The sequence below is a fragment of the Veillonella parvula genome, from assembly GCF_048309325.1.
GTDB classification, from domain to species: Bacteria; Bacillota; Negativicutes; order Veillonellales; family Veillonellaceae; genus Veillonella; species Veillonella parvula_T.
On record NZ_DBFBTX010000002.1, the window covers coordinates 391,488 to 410,420 of the forward strand.

14 protein-coding genes are annotated in these 18,933 nt (G+C 40.9%); 8 read left to right on the forward strand and 6 right to left on the reverse strand.

The annotated features are described in order from the left end of the window. The first annotated feature begins 349 nt into the window (after nt 1–349). Together ACMKPP_RS02120 and cysK are read left to right on the forward strand one after the other, a co-directional pair. On the forward strand, nt 350–799 hold the full coding sequence (locus ACMKPP_RS02120) for an RrF2 family transcriptional regulator (protein ID WP_004695020.1): 450 nt from the start codon (nt 350–352) through the stop codon (nt 797–799). Nucleotides 800–814: 15 nt separating this feature from the next. Continuing rightward, nucleotides 815–1,750, forward strand: a complete 936-nt coding sequence (gene cysK, locus ACMKPP_RS02125) for a cysteine synthase A (RefSeq protein ID WP_012864824.1) — start codon at nt 815–817, stop codon at nt 1,748–1,750. Between the two features lie 271 nt (nt 1,751–2,021). Here cysK and ACMKPP_RS02130 read toward each other — a convergent pair whose 3' ends face one another. The 5 genes from ACMKPP_RS02130 to dapF form a co-directional block, all read right to left on the reverse strand. Next, complete coding sequence (locus ACMKPP_RS02130) at nt 2,022–5,480, reverse strand: subtype B tannase (RefSeq protein WP_418369246.1); 3,459 nt, start codon at nt 5,478–5,480, stop codon at nt 2,022–2,024. Between the two features lie 447 nt (nt 5,481–5,927). Continuing rightward, nucleotides 5,928–7,922 (reverse strand): PTS fructose transporter subunit IIABC, encoded by a 1,995-nt coding sequence (locus tag ACMKPP_RS02135; protein ID WP_418369247.1) that lies wholly within the window; start codon nt 7,920–7,922, stop codon nt 5,928–5,930. A gap of 33 nt (nt 7,923–7,955) precedes the next feature. Next, nucleotides 7,956–8,870, reverse strand: coding sequence for a 1-phosphofructokinase (gene pfkB, locus ACMKPP_RS02140; protein ID WP_021148561.1), 915 nt, complete (start codon nt 8,868–8,870; stop codon nt 7,956–7,958). Nucleotides 8,871–8,898: 28 nt separating this feature from the next. Beyond that, a complete protein-coding gene (locus ACMKPP_RS02145; RefSeq protein WP_042986489.1) occupies nt 8,899–10,296 on the reverse strand; it encodes a Na+/H+ antiporter NhaC family protein in 1,398 nt (465 codons plus the stop codon). Between the two features lies 1 nt (nt 10,297). Further along, nucleotides 10,298–11,131, reverse strand: coding sequence for a diaminopimelate epimerase (gene dapF, locus ACMKPP_RS02150; protein ID WP_418369248.1), 834 nt, complete (start codon nt 11,129–11,131; stop codon nt 10,298–10,300). 319 nt (nt 11,132–11,450) lie between these two features. Here dapF and ptsP point away from each other — a divergent pair, with 319 nt between their 5' ends. Together ptsP and ACMKPP_RS02160 are read left to right on the forward strand one after the other, a co-directional pair. Beyond that, entirely contained in the window at nt 11,451–13,178 is a 1,728-nt protein-coding gene (ptsP, locus tag ACMKPP_RS02155) for a phosphoenolpyruvate--protein phosphotransferase (protein ID WP_101928483.1), read from the forward strand. A gap of 137 nt (nt 13,179–13,315) precedes the next feature. Next, a complete protein-coding gene (locus ACMKPP_RS02160; RefSeq protein WP_215675767.1) occupies nt 13,316–13,576 on the forward strand; it encodes an HPr family phosphocarrier protein in 261 nt (86 codons plus the stop codon). 92 nt (nt 13,577–13,668) lie between these two features. Here the strand turns inward: ACMKPP_RS02160 and ACMKPP_RS02165 are convergent, their stop codons facing one another. Further along, the gene (locus ACMKPP_RS02165; protein WP_004697521.1) at nt 13,669–13,947 is read right to left on the reverse strand and encodes a metal-sensing transcriptional repressor; all 279 of its coding nucleotides are present in this window, start codon (nt 13,945–13,947) and stop codon (nt 13,669–13,671) included. A gap of 331 nt (nt 13,948–14,278) precedes the next feature. Here ACMKPP_RS02165 and ACMKPP_RS02170 point away from each other — a divergent pair, with 331 nt between their 5' ends. The 4 genes from ACMKPP_RS02170 (at nt 14,279) to argH (ending at nt 18,892) form a co-directional block, all read left to right on the forward strand. Next, a complete protein-coding gene (locus tag ACMKPP_RS02170; protein ID WP_038125688.1) occupies nt 14,279–15,085 on the forward strand; it encodes a transglycosylase domain-containing protein in 807 nt (268 codons plus the stop codon). 123 nt (nt 15,086–15,208) lie between these two features. Continuing rightward, complete coding sequence (locus ACMKPP_RS02175) at nt 15,209–15,910, forward strand: hypothetical protein (RefSeq protein WP_418369249.1); 702 nt, start codon at nt 15,209–15,211, stop codon at nt 15,908–15,910. Between the two features lie 343 nt (nt 15,911–16,253). Then, entirely contained in the window at nt 16,254–17,465 is a 1,212-nt protein-coding gene (locus ACMKPP_RS02180) for an argininosuccinate synthase (protein ID WP_004697508.1), read from the forward strand. Further along, nucleotides 17,465–18,892 (forward strand): argininosuccinate lyase, encoded by a 1,428-nt coding sequence (argH, locus tag ACMKPP_RS02185; protein ID WP_418369250.1) that lies wholly within the window; start codon nt 17,465–17,467, stop codon nt 18,890–18,892. The genes ACMKPP_RS02180 and argH overlap by 1 nt, the downstream gene beginning before the upstream one ends. Nucleotides 18,893–18,933: the final 41 nt, after the last annotated feature.

Genomic DNA, 18,933 nt, shown 5'->3' on the forward strand with positions numbered 1-18,933 from the left:
AACCTCATATAACAAACTACAAACTATACGCAAAAGGACTGGCCTTCGGGCTGGTCCTTTTGTGTTATAAGATTATCCTTACTTCGTTGTGTTGCGAATTAACAAAAGTATTATAACTTGAGCTTTCTACGAGGCAAGTTATTAAGTTAAAATATAGGATAAACTCAATAAATATAGAATGAGTAAATATCCCTTTATAAAAGTAGGAAATAAGTTCTTGCATTTTTATAGTGAGTGGTCTATAATGAAATTAATTCCTATTAATATGAAAGGTTTTATAAATATAATATAAGTACTTTATAATATGGGGTGTGTTTAACACTAACGTTTACAAAGAAAGGCAAAATATATGAGGATTTCCACAAAAGGTCGGTATGCATTGATGGTCCTCATCGATTTGGCAGAGCAAGGTCAAGATAAACCTGTCTCCTTGCGATCTGTGGCAGAACGACAAGGCATATCTGAAAAATACCTAGAAGGTATCGTAGCTCGTTTAGGCGCTGCAAAACTAGTGGATAGTATCCGCGGTAAGTATGGCGGCTATCGCTTATCTAAAAGTCCTAAAGAATATACAATTATTGAAATTTTGCTTGCTACAGAGGAATCTATGGCTATCATCTCTACCCTTGATGAAGGGGTGAGTACTGATACAGTGATCAACGAACGGACTGTTGGTTTCTGGGCAGGATTACAAAACTATATTCATGATTATTTAGAAAACGTAACCCTTCAAGATGTAATCGATGGGACCTATGCTAAACTTGATACAAAATATGATAATTGGGATGGTTCTATTTAATAAGGAGTGACCACTATGTCTAAAATTGCAAAATCTTTTGTTGAATTAATCGGTAAAACACCATTATTAGCTGCTACACGTTTTGGTAAAAAATATGGTGCAAACGCTAATATTTTCGCAAAATTGGAATACTTCAACCCAGGCGGTTCCGTAAAAGACCGTATCGCAGCAGCAATCATTCAAGCTGCAGTTGAATCTGGTGAATTACAACCAGGCGGCACAATCGTAGAAGCTACATCTGGTAATACTGGTATTGGCTTGTCTGCTGTAGGTGCTGCGCTTGGTTATAAAGTTGTAATCGTAATGCCTGAAACGATGTCCATTGAACGCCGTAAATTAATGCTTGGTTATGGCGCGCAACTCGTATTGACTGACGGTTCTCTTGGCATGAAAGGCGCTATTGCAAAAGCTAAGGAAATCGTAACGGCTACAGCCGGTGCTATTGAAGCAGGTCAATTCGTAAATCAAGCTAATCCAGCAATTCATTACAGAACAACTGGACCTGAAATCTGGCAAGATACTGATGGTACTGTAGATATCTACGTGTCTGGTGTTGGTACAGGCGGTACGTTGACAGGTGCAGGTCGCTACTTGAAAGAACAAAACCCTGATGTACATGTGGTTGCCGTAGAACCAGCAGATTCTCCTGTATTGTCTAATGGTAAACCAGGCCCTCATAAAATCCAAGGCTTAGGTGCTGGCTTCATTCCAGATACATTGGATACTAACATTTACGATGAAGTAATCCAAGTTTCTAACGAGGATGCTTTTGCTACATCTCAAGCTTTCGGTCACACAGAAGGCGTATTGGTAGGTATTTCCTCTGGTGCTGCGCTTTGGGCGGCTCAAGAATTGGCAAAACGCCCTGAAAATAAAGGCAAAAATATTGTAGTAATTCTCCCTGATACAGGCGAACGCTACTTATCTACAGCATTGTTCCCTGAAGTTTAATCGCCTATCATGGTGAAAGCATAATAATTGCTTTTACCTGGCTCAAACACATAGATGCCCCCTGTATTTTACAGGGGGCATCCTTTTTTGATTGAATTCTTTTATTATTATAATAGGGTGATGTACTGATTAAATAATGGTGCAGATTATTCATAGTCGGAGAGGGACTTTCACAATAACATTTATAATTGAAAACACAAAAAAATTTATAATTGTATATGAAAAAGGAGCTACTAGGTAGCTCCTTTAGTATTTTGGTATTTAATTGTAATTATCTACCGTTTTTAACGATATTATCCATCCAGTTGAATAATTCTTCTAAATCGTAGTCACCAGAGTGATCTACATCAAATGGTGTTGCCATATCTACTCTGTACCCAAGGTTTTGAGCACGTGTACCTACGATTAAAGGAATTGCAACAGATGTATTGCTGTCGGCTGTGCCATAACGAATACGATAGAATCGTGCATTTGTCGCAGCAGGAGAACCAAGATAGTTCATTGGATTCATCATAGTAACGATCTTAGCATTTTCTACATATACATCTTGGTTAGCTGTTGAATCGTGTAATGCAGCAGTAATGGTAAAGTGATTATTATCTGTAGTACTTGTACCAAATAGATTGTTTTCACCTGTATCATTAGCACGAGAGTCAAAGGCACCAGGCGCTTTTGAGCGACTTACAAAGTGGTTATATGCTTCCCAGTTAATGTCTTTGATGGCCCCTGTTTTATTATCTCGTACAAGGTATGTATGCTTGGATAAATCAGTACCTTGAGCTGCTGCTTTATTAGCGGCAGCAACGATAAACTCTTTTACATAGTTTTTGAAAGTCCCGTTACCATTCTTGTCGAGTTTTAGTATACGACCTAGAGAGTCACGTAATTGTAAGTTATTTACGTAATCAGGGAAGTGTTCGCTGAGTATTTTAGAGTATGATAAATCGTCTGTATTCAAGTTTACACGTTGCATCGTACGTTGTGGTGGAGCAGAGTTGCCACCTACATTAGCTTGTGGTAATTCGCCTTGGCCCATAGTTACTTTGTTAAAGGCTGTGATACCGTTATAGCTCCATTCGTAAGCCATATCTGCCGCATCAAGGTTAGTGATAGGGGCATATGCAGATACTGCGTATACATTAGTTGCCGCTGTAGCTGCACCTAATGCTTGTAAATATGGTTGGAAGTCGGAGCTGTTACCAGTTGCACCTTGTAATAAGGATACACCACCGCCTGCACTAGTACCATTTGTGATAATGCGATTTGCATTACCTGGCATAGCAGAATCGTTAGCGTGTAAGTAGGCTGTAGCCGCTTGTAAGTCAACGATTACTGCAGGGGCCTTACCGATAAAGTTGCCATCGGAAGCTTTATTGGTACGACCACGAGTAGATGGGGAAGCTACTACATAACCACGGGATAATGCGTAAAGAACACTGTTAGGTTTTCCATTTTCTACCTTAGGCGTCATAGCTTGGCTCGGCATGTAACCACCTACTGCATTTGGCATGAAGATAGGGGCTGTTTGGGTGTTGTAACCATTGATGGTGCCGTTGTTGAAATATTCCTCTGGTACATAAATGTTCATGTATTGCTGATCTATGTCGATTGGATTAGCCACGTAAGGGATATACTCGAAGGCGCGATATTTAATTTCCTTATTATCTACTGTGGTAGACATGGATTCATAATTTTTCGCGTCGAAAGCAAGACTAATCTTTGCAGACGCATCAGCTTGCAATGGAGGTTCAATTGGTTGGGAGAGAATATTTTTCTCTTCTGTTACAGGAGAGCCTTTTGTGGAAGCTTCATTACGAGCATTTACATAAGATTGCGGTAATTTAGTTTCTTGAAGCTGTTTAGTCTCTGCCTCAGATTTAGCTTTTGCTTCGGCTTCAGATTGAGCTTTAGCCTTAGCCTCGGCTTCAGCCTGAGCTTTAGCAGCAGCATCTGCTTCTGCTTTAGCTTTTGCCTCAGCTTCAGCCTGAGCTTTAGCTGCAGCTGCCGCTTCTTCTTTTGCTAGTTGTTCAGCAGCTAAACGTTCTTGTTCTTCTTGGATCGCAGCTTGTCTTGCGAGTTCCGCTTGTTTAGCAGCAATACGTTCTTGTTCCGCTTTTATAGCAGCTTCGCGTTCAGCTTTAGCTTTTTCGGCCGCGATACGTTCTTGTTCTGCTCTAATAGCGGCTTGGCGTTGCGCTTCAGCTTGCTGAGCGGCGATACGTTCTTGTTCAGCTTTAATAGCCGCTTGCCGTTCTGCTTCAGCTTTAGCGGCAGCTTCAGCACGTTGGCGAGCCGCTTCTTCAGCCGCTAAGCGTTCTTCTTCAGCCTGTTGAGCGAGGATGCGCTCACGTTCTGCTTTTAAAGCCGCTTGGCGTTGGGCTTCAGCTTGTTGAGCGGCGATACGATCTTGTTCAGCTTTAATAGCCGCTTGACGTTGCGCTTCGGCTTGTTGAGCAGCGATACGTTCTTGCTCGGCTTTAATAGCCGCTTGACGTTGCGCCTCGGCTTGTTGAGCAGCGATGCGTTCTTGTTCTGCTTTAATAGCCGCTTGGCGTTGAGCTTCGGCTTGCTGAGCGGCAATACGTTCTTGTTCCGCTCTAATAGCCGCTTGGCGTTGAGCCTCAGCTTGTTGAGCGGCGATACGTTCTTGTTCCGCTCTAATAGCCGCTTGGCGTTGAGCTTCGGCTTGCTGAGCTGCGATACGTTCTTGTTCTGCTTTAATAGCCGCTTGGCGTTGAGCCTCAGCTTGTTGAGTTGCAATACGTTCTTGCTCTGCCTGTTGCTCGGCAATACGGCGTTGTTCCTCTTGGATACGAATGCGTTCTTGCTCTGCCGCTTGACGGCGTTCTTCTGCAATATGCGCTTGCTCAGCTTGTTGGGCCGCAAGACGTTCCTGCTCAGCACGTAAAGCCGCTTGGCGTTGAGCCTCGGCTTGTTGAGCTACCACACGTTCTTGTTCCGCTTGTAAAGTTGATTGCCGTTGGGCTTCAGCTTGTTTTTGAGCAAGTTGTTGTTGATCAGCTTGTGATAAATTTTCTTGTTGGGATGCTTCTTCAGCGGCTAGTTGAGCTAGACGCTCACGCTCAGCTCGTTGAATATCTCGAATTGTAAGTCTCTGTTTTGCTACCACGGCTTTTGTTACTGTAGTATTTGATACAGTTAATGGAGCTATGGATTCTTGTTGAATAACAACAGGTGTACGCTGTACTTGTGTAGTTTGTACTTGTTGCTTACCATCCACTGGTTTCTCTACAGTAACAGGTTCAGTTTTTCGTTGTACATTTATCAAACTGTGCATTGCTAATGTAGGTTCCATGACAGTTTTTGTATCTTTATTGACAACATACTGCGGTTGAGTTTGAACCTGTTGTTGAGATTGCATTGGTACTACTTGTTGCGGTACTGCTTGCAATGGTGTAACTTGTTGAGTTTGTACAGGGCTAACCGTTGCTGGTTGCATCACGTAGGATGGTTGAGGTTGTGCCATCGGTGGTGTTTGTTGTTGTACAACGGTGGCCGGTTGTGGTGTAGCTGGTAAGACTGGCTGAGTTGCCATTGGTTTCACGACTGGAGTTGCTACACTTGTAGGACTCTGTGTCGTTGATTCAGCACTGGTACTCGTACCTACTAAATCATTCATGTTAAGTGTAGGCTCTGCATGGGCAACACCACCCAGTGCAGCTGCAGCAAGAAATGCAGCAGTAACCTTACAATTTTTGGATGATTTCATGAATTAGCTCTCCGAACTAGATTTCTAATAATAATTTATAATTTTAAAGTTTATTAATATTTATATAGTTTAACATAAATCGATGTAATTGTACAATTTTGAGGACTTGCTTCGACTTTTGAAAGTGGTCTAGATTATAAAATATAAAATAATATTAATTATTTTTGAATATAAGAAAAGGACTAGATCACGTATACTTCTGAACTGTTGTTCCAAAATTGTGTCCAATTTTAGGTCAGTTCAGAATACGTATATTCTAGTCCTTTTACTATATCTACTGGTGTGACACCAGTTTTCACCATCGATAAGAGTCATTAATCAATTAGTCGCTAAATGTTAACTATTAGTTACTAACCGCTAATCGTCGAAACTCATCATAAACAATCAACAATTATCAGCCATCAATCAATCATATATAAGCTATAATTGATGGTTAATTTTAATGATTTATTTAGTGATACTATTTTTTAAGCTTGGCTTTACAAGTGCTAAGATGAAGCAAGCCACAACGGAACCGATTGCGATGGATGCAAGGTATAGAAGTGGATTACCAATTGTTGGTACTACAAAGATGCCGCCGTGTGGAGCGCGTAGTGTGCATTCGAAGAACATAGATAACGCACCGGCTGTACCAGCACCGATAATACAAGCTGGTAATACGCGAACTGGATCGGCTGCTGCAAATGGGATGGCACCTTCTGTGATGAAGGAAAGCCCCATGATGTAGTTTGTAATACCAGATTTACGTTCAGCCTCTGTGAAGCGGCTAGGGAAGAATGTAGTACAAAGAGCGATTGCCAATGGAGGAACCATACCGCCTGCCATGACAGCCGCCATAATACCGTATTCGCCAGTTGCAAGAGCACCAGTACCGATAACATAAGCCGCTTTGTTTACAGGGCCGCCCATGTCAACTGACATCATAGCACCAAAGATAAGTCCTAATAATACGCGGCTCGTTGTGCCCATGGATTGCAAGGAGTCCATCAACCAGTGGTTAAGTGCGGATACAGGAGGATTGATGATAAAGGTAATAGCGATACCGATGAATAATACGCCAAGTACAGGATAGAAGAGAACCGGTTTTGTACCTTCTAAGGCTTGAGGCAAACCAGATACTAATTTCTTAACTAATAATACCAAATAACCTGCTGCGAAACCGGCAATCAATGCACCTAGGAAACCAGAGCCACCTTGGTTAGCCAATAAGCCTCCAACGAAACCAGCTACAAGACCTGGACGGTCTGCAATACTCATGGCGATGTAACCTGCTAATACGGGTAACATGAAGCCAAAGGAAGCACCACCAATTTGCATTAGGAAGGCCGCAAGAGGCGTACCGGAACCAAAGTTTTTAGGATTTGCTGGGTCGAATACGTCGAATAAGAAGGCGAGGGCAATTAAGATACCGCCACCGATAACAAACGGCAACATGTGAGATACGCCGTTCATCAAATGTTTGTAGATTTGGCGACCGAAGTTATCTGCCGCATCGAATGCTGCTACTGCGCCATTTTTGTCAGATGGAGAAGCGTGGTATACAGGTGCTGTACCAGCCATAGCTTCACGCAATAACTCTTCCGCTTTATTGATGCCGTTTGCAACCTTAGTTTGAATCATAGGTTTGCCATCAAAGCGTGCCATCTCTACTTGACGGTCAGAAGCTATGATAATGCATTTAGCGTGCTCGATTTCTTCTGCTGTAAGAGCATCTTTCACACCAGATGCACCATTCTTTTCTACTTTTAAAGAAACACCCATTTCTTTAGCTTTGCGTTCTAAAGATTCGGCAGCCATATAGGTGTGTGCAATGCCTGTAGGGCAACCAGTAACAGCTAGTACATCATAATGTGGGTTATCTACAGAAATTTTAGGTGCTACCTTTTCAATTGCCTCTGTAGCCTTTGCTTCGATAGCATCGGTAATGCTGGTTGCTTTTTGATCCTCTGTTGGTTTGATAAATCCTTCTATAGATGGATCAAACTTGCCTTGCTCTTTAGCTGTTATTAGCTCCAAGAAACGTTCTACCGTTGGAGCTGCGATGAGGGCTTCTTTGAAATCAGGGTCAATCACCATAGTTGCTAGTTTGCTTAATACCTCTACATGAGTGTCAGCGGCGCCTTCTGGAGCTGCAATCATGAAGAATAGGCGGGAAGGTTGACCATCAAGCGCTTCAAAATCTACACCGTTAGGCACGACCATAGCGGCTAGGCCTGCTTCTTTTACCCCTGCAGATTTAGCGTGTGGTGTGGCAATACCGTCGCCAAGGCCTGTAGAACCAGACTCTTCACGAGCGAACACTGCTTTTAAATATTCTGCTTTATCTGTCAAGTGGCCGCCTTTGTCCATCAATTCACCTAAGGTGTAAATGGCGTCAGCCTTTGTGACAGGATCTGCATTCAGCAGGATAGATTGAGGTTTTAATAAATCAGTGATTTGCATATGTGTACTCCTTGATGCACATAAAATATAAAATTATTTAACTCGTACTTGTGAAAGTAGTGCTTCTACTTCTTCAAGGGTTGCGAGGTTTTCAGAGTAAGCGGAGGCAGAGCCACTGGAGATACCCCAATAGAGCGCCTCTTGTAAGTCACCCGTCTTTTCATAGCCCGTAATAAAGCCGGCTACCATGGAGTCGCCAGCACCCACGGAATTCACGAGAGTTCCTTTAGGGGCAGGACTGGTATATACAGTGTCGTCAGCAGCGACCAAGATAGCTCCATCACCAGCCATAGAGATGAGCACATGTTGTGCGCCTTTCTCTTGCAATGCTTTTGCTGCTTCTACAAGCTGATCTTTTGTAGATAAGGTACGCCCAAAGATTTCGCTAAGCTCGTGATTATTTGGCTTAATTAAAAATGGTTTATAAGGCAAGACTTTTGTGAGTAGATCCTTTGTAGCATCGACTACGATGCGAATATTTTTATGTTGTAAGCGCTCCATAATGAGTTCGTACATATCGCTTGGTAGGCTAGAAGGAATGCTGCCAGCAAGGATTAAGGTGTCCTTTTTGGTCAACGCATCAAGCTGTTTGTATAGAGCTTCTAATTCGTCGGTAGCAATGATTGGGCCGCGGCCATTAATCTCTGTTTCCTCATCAGAGGCTTTTACCTTAACATTGATGCGGGTTAATCCTTCGCGAAGCCGGATGAAATCTTCTTTCACGCCGAATTTCTTGAGTTGTGTTACGATTTCTTCGCCTGTAAACCCTGCGATGAAGCCGAGTGCTGTCGTATCCATGCCAAGATTGTTGAGCACGATAGATACATTGATACCTTTGCCGCCACCGAGAACGTATTCTTGGATGGTGCGATTAATAGTACCCGTCTTGAGGTGATCAAGGCGCACGATATAATCGAGAGCTGGATTAAAGGTAATGGTATAAATCATACAATTTCCCCTTTTGAGATAATACTAATTAGCGTATGATTGGTTGATCTTGCTTCCGTAATCGTAACCAATAGATGAGTGGTACTAGATATAGGAAGAAGGCAAATGGTACATAACCTGTTGAACTTGTACCCATCATGACAATGGGCACGTAGGCAGCGATATTCCATGGTTGTAATGGAGCGATGAGAATGCCACTATTTTCAAAGTCTAGCATTACATCTTCGTCTTGAATACCTCGCTGTGCGTAGGTAATACGCATAATAGAGTGCGTCATAACTACCGCAATAGCTTGGCTGCATCCAACCGCACCTGTTAAGAAAGCAAGACCTACATTGGCAGCAAATACATCGCTCCGTGTTTTAGCTCGCTCTAACAGTTGTCGTATATCGTTCCAGAAGCCAACCCCTTCGAGCATGCCTGAAATGGCAGTAGCCATAAAAATTGAAAGGGTAGGAATAAACATCGTTTGTAGACCGCCGCCATGAATGATATTAGCTAGTGGATTGTAGTGCGGTAGTTCAAAGCCTGTTAAGGTATACCATCCCAACTCTGAGAGGCTCACATCCTGATTGGTATAGGCTAGAATGGCCGCCGCTAATGCACTGAGTCCGATAGGCCAACGGATAGATACTTTCAAAGGCAATAGGCCAATGACGATGATGACTGGAATCCATAAAGTCCAATCGATATTAAAAATAAAGTGAATTGTATCGGATAGTAAACTATTTTCGTAATTGAGTGGGTACCACTGAGATAGTAATAGATACAGCACTGTAGAGATGATGAGTGCTGGAATACCATCTTTAAACATGATGGGAATATTTGTCGATACCTTTGTATGGGTCAAGGCCGCTACAAGAGATGCACTAGAGGATAGTGGACCGTTTCGATCACCAAAGTAAGCACCTGCAATAATGGCACCGGCCACAATATTTTCTGGAATACTTCCAGCTCTTGCCATCGTGATGAGTACGATGCCTATCGTGCCTACAGTGCCTAGTGCAGTACCTAACAACATACTCACTATAGCTGTTATTAAAAAGGCACAGACGATAAAGATGGATGGATCAATTAAATCGATACCTGTGGCGATAATCATAGGAATAACGCCTGCTGCTTGCCACATGGCGATGAGCCAACCGATGAGAAGGAAGATTTGCATCACTACGATGGATGTTTTCGCACCTGTCCAAGATAGGTTTAATAATTCTTTTAGTGTATATCCTTTGCGGTAGAACACGTAGGCCATGATGCTCCATACGACAATCAAGGCATAACCAATAGCGATGCTATTGGCTACGGCGATGAGGATGACGAGAATGGATGCAAGTAGTCCCAAAAGGGGCTCTATATTCCGTGGCATGAGTGTGCGGCCCTGTTGGTACCTTAGGAACGCATTTAATATAAGTTGTAACCACTTCATTTTAATCGATAGGAAGTTCTGTTTCGAAGACTTCCTCAGCCGGGCCTGTCATGAGCACCGTGCCATCCTCCAAGTATGAAATATGCAATGTTCCTAAATAGAGTTCCACATCTACTTCGCGGCCTGTTAAGCCCTTTTCAAAGGACATAACGGCAGAGGCACAAGATCCTGTTCCACAAGCTAAAGTAGCGCCAGCGCCGCGTTCCCATGTGCGCACCTTGATGTGTTTGTCGTTTACCACTTCAATGTAGTTTACATTGGTGTTGGCAGGGAAGGCATCGTGCTTTTCAAGGATAGGGCCTTGTGTTGTAACAGGGGCTTTTGTAATGTCGTCGATGAATACCTCCGTATGAGGCACACCGAGCAATACAGAACTCACTGTTACGGTTTCACCGTTTACATTGAGGTCTACGTCGATAACCTTGTCCAGGTTTACATTCATAGGAATGTCTTGGGCCTTAAAAAATGGTTTGCCCATGTCTATAGTAATTTGTGTGACTATACCGTTTTCGATAGTCAATGTAGGCTTCATTACGCCAGCTAAGGTTTCAATGGTGAAAGTCTCCTTCGTTGTTTCACCGTGTTCATAAGCGTATTTGGCAAAGCAACGGATGGCGTTGCCGCACATTTCTGCTTCACTACCATCGGAGTTGATGATGCGCATGCGCACATCACAGGTTTCGGAAGGAACTAGGATAGCAAGACCATCAGCACCAATACCCGTGCGACGATCGCAAAGGCGGATGGCGAGGTCTGTGTAGTCTTTAGACGTCCCTTGTGGGTCGGCAAAGAGGATGAAGTCATTGCCGAGACCGTGCATTTTCGTTAATTTCATAAAGTCTCCTATCAATAAGTAAGACTTTCACCATGAAGCCCGTGAAAGTCTCATATGTTTATTATTATATATTCTATATTATAATATTATATCATAAATAGGTCCTAAGCATGGCATGGAATCGTATAAATTTATAGCTAAATAAAGGGAAAATAAGGAAAGCTTACAGCGTTTATTAAGAGTTATAGTAAAACAAAAAAATGCCCCATATGGGATGGTTATTTAAGGGAGTATAGGTATTTGGATTACTTTATTGTTTAACAGAGAAATGATAAAATAAAGAGTAATGTAGTTAATCGTAATAGAAAGAGGAACACATATGCGAATTCAAGGGATTTCTGGATCTCGTGGCGTTGCAGTAGGCAATGTATATAGATATATTCAAGAGGAAATTGTCATTCCTGATTACAATGTAACGGAAGACAAGGTAGAAGAAGAAATTGGCAAGTTTGCAACTGCTATGGCATCTACCTTAAAACAATTGGATACTATTCGTAAAAAAGCGTTGGATGAAATGGGGCCAGAAGAGGCGGCTATTTTTGAAGCGCATATGCAAATTGCTCAAGACCCATCCTTATCTGACGGAATTAAATCCCTTGTTGAGTCTAGCCATATGAATGTGGTAGCGGCTACGGCTCAAACAATTGAAACCTTTGCAAATATCTTCCTTGGTATGGAAGACGCTTACATGCGTGAACGAGGTGCAGATATTAAGGATATCGGCGATCGTTTGATGCGTAATATGCTAGGCATGAACCCTCGCGGTTTATCACATATTTCTGGCGAGGTTATCTTGGTGGCTCATGATTTGGCACCATCTGATACGGCATCCCTTGATAAAGCGGTAGTAAAAGGTATCGTTACGGCAGCAGGTGGCCCTACATCTCATGCGGCTATCATGGCTCGCACCTTAGAAATTCCTGCAGTTATGGGCGTTGGTGATATTGAAAGCTTTGCAGATGGCGATAAGGCAGTCGTTCTTGGTACGGATGGTATCGTGGAAATCAATCCATCTGATGCGGATTGGACGGAGTATACAAATCAAGCGTTGGCGTTCCAAGAGGAGTTAAAACGGTTGCGCGAATCCGCTAATCTTGAAGCTACTACTATTGATGGTCATCATGTAGAGCTATTTGGCAACATTGGTAAGGCGAAGGATGCTAAACATGCGCTCACTATGGGCGCACAAGGTATTGGTTTGTACCGTACAGAATTCCTTTACATGGAAAATGACGAATTGCCTGCAGAAGAAATACAATTCGAAGAGTATAAAAAGGTAGCCCAAGATATGAAGGGGCAGCCTGTTATTATCCGTACCATGGACATCGGTGGAGACAAGGAATTGAAATGCCTTGATTTACCAAGTGAAATGAACCCATTCCTAGGGTACCGCGCTATTCGTATATCCTTAAATCGTCCAGATATCTTTAAGGTACAATTGCGTGCCTTATTACGAGCTAGTGCGTTTGGTGATATTCACATCATGTATCCTATGATTGCTTCCGTTGAGGAAGTGAAGCAAGCGAATGCTATGCTTGATGAATGTAAAGAGGAGCTGGCGGCTGAGGGTAAGGATTTTAACAAGGATATCAAGGTTGGCATCATGATCGAAGTACCAGCGGCAGCTGTTATATCTCCAATTCTTGCTAAATATGTAGACTTTTTTAGTATCGGTACGAATGATCTTTGCCAATACACATTGGCAGTAGACCGTATGAACGAAGCAATTGGTAGCTTGTATCAACCATTGCATCCAGGTGTGTTACGTCTTATTAAGCACGTCATTGATGCTAGTCATGAACAAGGTAAATTTACAGGCATGTGTGGTGAGCTTGCTAGCGACCCTGTGGCGACCATGATTCTGTTGGGCCTTGGCCTCGACGAATTCTCCATGACGGCTTCTTCGATTCCTCTTATTAAAAATATTTTGCGTTCTGTTTCCAAAACAGAATGTGAAGAGGTAGCAAATAAAGCACTTACTATGGACACAGCAGAAGAAATTACAGAATACGCTAAATCTGTATTAGCTGAAAAAGGTTTATTATAATTTTACTTTTGTTAAATAGGATTATTACATAGCAAATAGGATGTAATATACTTGAATTGAAATGCTTGATATTGATACAATATATCTATTAGAACGTATGAGATAGGCTCTGCCTATCGAGATAGAAAGAGGTTATCATGAAAGAATTAACAGTAGAAATTACTAACGAATCTGGTTTACATGCTCGTCCTGCTACAGCCTTCACACAATTGGCTGCTAAGTTTGCTTCTAAAGTGACTATTGCTGCCAATGGCAAAACAGCGGATGCTAAGTCTATCTTAACTGTATTGACTTTGGGTGCTACAAAAGGTACATCCGTTACATTGACTGCTGACGGTGCTGACGAAGATGATGTACTCGCTGCATTGAGCGAATTCTTAACAACTAACCACGATTAATATTGGGGTAATAAAAAGGACCCTACATTTTGAACTGCACCTCCCAAAATTATGTCTAATTTTTGGGTGCAATTCATTTGTAGAGTCCTTTTTTATTTACCCATATTTGCAAAGCGTTCTACAGCTTTTGTAAAGTCGCTAATGGTTTTTTCTACGTCACCATGTTCGATACCATCTCGTACGCAGTGGTTGATATGTCCTTCAAGAATTACTTGTCCTACTTTATGTAGTGCAGATTTAGCTGCATTAATTTGGCTCAACACATCTTCGCAGGGAATGTCTTCTTCAATCATTCGATCAATAGCTTGCACTTGACCTAAGATTTTACGCAATCGACGATGCAGATTTTCTGAATCCATACACTGTTTCATTTTACTCCTCCATAGGCATGTTTTTATCATCTCATACATTATACTCTATTTAAAGTTTTTAATACAACTTAATAAGTATAACTAATATGCATTAATCGGTATATATAGATATAGGGTATCATGCCATTATTAAGATATATTAAATATATTTGTAGTATGAGTGGACGTAAAAACTAGTGTTTTACATATCTTCTTATTGATTGATGTGATACAATACATTTAATATACTTTATATTTGTATATGTATATAAGGTATTGTATAGATAGCTAGATTATAAACCTATAGTTACATGTGTTTATATTACAGACCTTTAAGAAATAGGTGAAAGAAATGAAAGTATTTCGCTACCTTCGAAATCTAGTTGTGTTCGTGGTGGTCATGATTTTGGCTATGTTTATATATGACGGATACCATAGCTTTCAAGGGACAAATCGTGAGAGTAAAGCTCATACAATTGTTGAAAAACAAATAGAACAAAGTGAAGACACGCTCAGTCGTACGGATCGAATTATACGACTGTTTACATTTAGAGATAAAGTACAGATAGCTCTTAATCAACGTGTTTCAAAAGAACATTGGGTGAAAGGGGATGTTATTCCTGAGTATACAAAAAATGCACTAATCGCTATTGAAGATAAGCGGTATTATAAACATGGAGCTATTGATGTACTCGGTATTATTCGCGCCTTGTACACAAACACTATAGCAGGTGAAACCTTGGAAGGCGGTAGTACTATTACACAACAACTTGTAAAAAATCTGTTCCTTTCCTCGAAGCGTATCATGAGTCGTAAGGTGGAAGAGGCCATCCTCGCTAGTGAAATGGAACATTACTACTCTAAGGAAGAAATCCTTACCATGTACTTGAATACCGTATATTATGGTCATAATTATTACGGTATCTACGAAGCAGCTCACGGATACTTTGGGACAAGCCCAAGCCGATTAACATTGGGGCAAAGTGCTTTGCTCGCAGCATTACCCAATGCACCGTCCTATTTAGATCCTTATACGAACTATGAAGGTGCTAAAGCACGGCAAAAGCTGGTGCTCGAACAAATGGTAGACCAAGGCATGATTACACAAGCCGAGGCAGACTATGCGTACGAACAGGACTTGGAGCTTGTGGAAGAATAATTAAATTACTATTTTAGAATCTCTGTTAGCTGATTAATAATTGGCTAATAGAGATTTTTTTGATACATTTGTGTTATTAAGATGATTTTTTAGAGAGAATTTCGAGCATAAGGAGCGTAGATATTGGATAATGTTGAATTAAAGCGTTATGAAAAGGGTAACTTTTCTTCTATCTATATAGGTGTAAAACCTATAATTAAGTTTGCCATGCTTAGGCTGGAGAATTTTATAGCCTATTATTTAAGAGGTCCTGGAGGAGTAGATTATAAGTCTGAATTGCTTGATGTAGATTCCTATGCTCGTGAAATCTTTTACATTGAACAAGCTGATGCTTATAAAATTGAAAACTGGATAGTTTATTATGATGATGAACATGATTGTATGGCTGTAAGACATTGCTTTTGGGATAAAGCCTTGGATAGAGGGTTAATAATGGCTGATGAATCGTTGCGAGCTACTGTTAGAGAAGAATATATTGTTGATACAATTCCACATATTTGTAATCAGACCATTGTCAGTGTAAATGTAATGGCGAAACATAATATCCTAAATGCTATAAATGCTTTTGATACAGCAATATCTAAGATGAATATATTGGAGTTATTTAGAAATGTAGATTACTCTACAGGTAATTATAGAATTTCTAGATCTTATGATTTAGATGTTCGCATTGAAGCTATTATTAATGAAGAACAAAATGAGCTTTACTCGATTATAGGTGAAATTAAGTCTTTTATTATTGAGACTTTAAAAGAACCCCTTGATACAACTGATGATTATAAGATAGCTTTAGATTACCAATTTTCACCTATTGATATAATTTAAGGCCATATATTCCAAAGTGGAAATTAAAACTATATAAATAATGATTTGCTTGAACTAATAAATGATTTACAGGTATTAATAATTAGTAAACACAAAAAAAGCTATAACATATGCTGGTTTAAAATGTTGGAGCTTTATTACTCTCGAATGGTTACGTTCCGAATAATATTATATAATTGTATAAAAATAATACTTGCATTTATAATTATACAGGTGTATACTATTTTTTGTCAGAAGGAGAAAATGCTTGTCGGTAATAGAAGATACCACGGTACTTTCACAATTATCTGATACTGTATTGATTATATGAGTCTAAATAGATAGTGGTTTATGAGGTGTTATCATGGGTAAAGCAAATAAAGTAGTACTCGCATATTCTGGTGGCTTAGATACTTCTGTTATCATTCCTTGGCTGAAAGAAAATTATGGCGCTGAAGTTATTGCAGTGTGTGTAGACTTGGGCCAACCTGAGGATTATGATGCAGTTGAGAAAAAAGCGATCAAATCTGGCGCATCTAAAGCGTACATCGTTGACGCTAAGGAAGAGTTTGTAAAAGATTATGTATGGCCTACTGTAAAAGCTGGTGCAATCTATGAAGGTAAATATTTATTAGGTACATCCTTCGCGAGACCTTTAATTGGTAAAATTCTTGTAGATATTGCAAAAAAAGAAGGCGCTGATGCAATCGCTCATGGTGCGACTGGTAAAGGTAATGACCAAGTTCGTTTTGAGTTGACTATCAAAGCATTAGCTCCTAACATGAAAATCATCGCTCCTTGGAGAGAATGGGATTTGAAATCTAGAACAGACTGTATGGAATATGCTGCTAAACACGATATTCCAGTTGTAGCTACAAAATCTCATCCATATTCTATGGACCAAAACGTATGGCATTTGTCCCATGAAGGCGGCGATCTTGAAAATCCAGCAAATGCACCTAAAGATGATGTGTACTTGGTAACACATACACCTGAACAAGCTCCAGATGAAGCTGGTTATGTAACTGTATCCTTCAAAGAAGGTGTACCTGTAGCTGTAGATGGTCAAGAAGGTACTCCATTACAAATATTAGAAAAACTCAACGAAATCGGTGCACACTATGGTGTAGGCGTTGTAGATATCGTCGAAAATAGATTGGTAGGCATGAAATCCCGTGGCGTTTATGAAAACCCAGGTGGCTCTATCATCATGTATGCTCATAGAGAACTTGAATACCTATGCCTCGACAGAGCTACATACCACTACAAAGAACTCATTGCTAACAAATACGCTGAACTCGTATATGATGGCATGTGGTTCGCACCATTGATGAACGCGTTACAAGCGTTTGTTGACGAAACTCAAAAAACTGTAACAGGTGAAGTAAAACTTAAATTGTACAAAGGAAATATCATTTCTGCAGGTAGTACTTCTCCATATTCTTTGTACAGCGAAGATTTCGTAACATTCGAAGAAGATGATGTATACGATCAATCTGATGCAGAAGGTTTCATCAACTTGTTCGGTTTACCTCTCAAAATTAATGCATTGATGAAAGAGAAAGCAGGTAAATAATGGCTAAATTGTGGGGCGGGCGTTTCACAAAAGGCACTGATAAAGCGGTAGAGGATTTTACATCCTCTATCGCTTTTGATGCGCGGATGTACGCCGAAGATATTGCAGGCAGCAAGGCTCATGCGACTATGCTGGCAAAACAACATATTATCTCCGACGCAGATCGAGATGCTATTTTAGTAGGTTTAACGAAGATTAAAAATCAGATTGATAAAGGAGAGTTTCCGTTCTCCGTGGCTCTTGAAGATATTCATATGAATATTGAAAAACGCCTTACTGATGATATCGGTGAAGCTGGTGGTCGTTTGCATACAGGCCGCAGCCGTAATGACCAATGTGCAGTAGACTTGCACATGTACGTGCGTAAAGCTATTGTGGAAATGGGTGAACTCATCGTAGATATGCAGAAGGCTCTCATCGAAACAGCTGAAAAGTATAGTGATGTTATCATGCCTGGCTATACGCATTTACAACGGGCTCAACCTGTATTGTTTGGGCATCATATGATGGCCTATTTCTCTATGTTGGAACGTGATTTTGATCGTTTGTTGATGGTATTCAAACATGCTGACATCATGCCACTTGGGGCCGGCGCATTAGCTGGTTCTACATACGGCATTGATCAAACATATACGCAAAAGCTTTTGGGCTTTTCTCGTATTTACGAAAATAGTATGGACGCCGTATCTGACCGTGACTACGTAGTTGAATTCTTGTCCTTTGCATCTCTAGTAATGATGCATTTGAGTCGTCTTAGCGAAGAGTTGATCTTGTGGTCTACCAATGAGTTCAATTTTATTGAACTTGATGATGCTCACTGCACGGGCTCTAGTATTATGCCGCAAAAGAAAAATCCTGACGTTTGCGAGCTGGTTCGTGGTAAAACAGGCCGTACCTATGGTCATTTGTTAGGCCTTTTAACAACTTTGAAAGGCTTGCCTCTTACATACAACAAGGATATGCAAGAGGATAAAGAAGGTATCTTCGATGCTATTGATACAGTACACTTCGCATTGTCCATTAATGCGGCTATGATTCGTGGTATGAAGGTCAATGGGGCTCATATGAAAGCAGTCCTTGATGACGACTTCTCTAATGCTACGGATATGGCAGATTATCTTGCGAAGAAAGGTGTCCCATTCCGTGAAGCCCATGAAATCGTAGGTAATGCGGTGCATCATTGCATCGAAAAAGGTTGTGTACTTCTTGATTTATCGATAGAGGACTTCAAAGCAATCTCTCATCACTTTGATGCGGATATTCTTGATGCCATTTCCATTGAAGCTTGTGTTGCAGGTCGTAATAACTATTCTGGTACGGCGCCAGAATGTGTGGAGCGACAACGCAATAATGGTAAAGCTATTATCGTTGCTGAGGAAAAACAAATTGCTGAATGGAAAGCAATCGTTGAATCTGTACAAGAGTAGAGCTTAGTGCGGAATAAGCAGTAGATAAAAATAAAGAATAG

Bases quoted from the DNA above. Each gene is read 5' to 3' on its own strand.
- ACMKPP_RS02120 (WP_004695020.1), top strand. From the start codon at position 350: ATGAGGATTTCCACAAAAGGTCGGTATGCATTGATGGTCCTCATCGAT.
- cysK (WP_012864824.1), top strand. From the start codon at position 815: ATGTCTAAAATTGCAAAATCTTTTGTTGAATTAATCGGTAAAACACCA.
- ACMKPP_RS02130 (WP_418369246.1), bottom strand. From the start codon at position 5,480: ATGAAATCATCCAAAAATTGTAAGGTTACTGCTGCATTTCTTGCTGCA.
- ACMKPP_RS02135 (WP_418369247.1), bottom strand. From the start codon at position 7,922: ATGCAAATCACTGATTTATTAAAACCTCAATCTATCCTGCTGAATGCA.
- pfkB (WP_021148561.1), bottom strand. From the start codon at position 8,870: ATGATTTATACCATTACCTTTAATCCAGCTCTCGATTATATCGTGCGC.
- ACMKPP_RS02145 (WP_042986489.1), bottom strand. From the start codon at position 10,296: ATGAAGTGGTTACAACTTATATTAAATGCGTTCCTAAGGTACCAACAG.
- dapF (WP_418369248.1), bottom strand. From the start codon at position 11,131: ATGAAATTAACGAAAATGCACGGTCTCGGCAATGACTTCATCCTCTTT.
- ptsP (WP_101928483.1), top strand. From the start codon at position 11,451: ATGCGAATTCAAGGGATTTCTGGATCTCGTGGCGTTGCAGTAGGCAAT.
- ACMKPP_RS02160 (WP_215675767.1), top strand. From the start codon at position 13,316: ATGAAAGAATTAACAGTAGAAATTACTAACGAATCTGGTTTACATGCT.
- ACMKPP_RS02165 (WP_004697521.1), bottom strand. From the start codon at position 13,947: ATGAAACAGTGTATGGATTCAGAAAATCTGCATCGTCGATTGCGTAAA.
- ACMKPP_RS02170 (WP_038125688.1), top strand. From the start codon at position 14,279: ATGAAAGTATTTCGCTACCTTCGAAATCTAGTTGTGTTCGTGGTGGTC.
- ACMKPP_RS02180 (WP_004697508.1), top strand. From the start codon at position 16,254: ATGGGTAAAGCAAATAAAGTAGTACTCGCATATTCTGGTGGCTTAGAT.
- argH (WP_418369250.1), top strand. From the start codon at position 17,465: ATGGCTAAATTGTGGGGCGGGCGTTTCACAAAAGGCACTGATAAAGCG.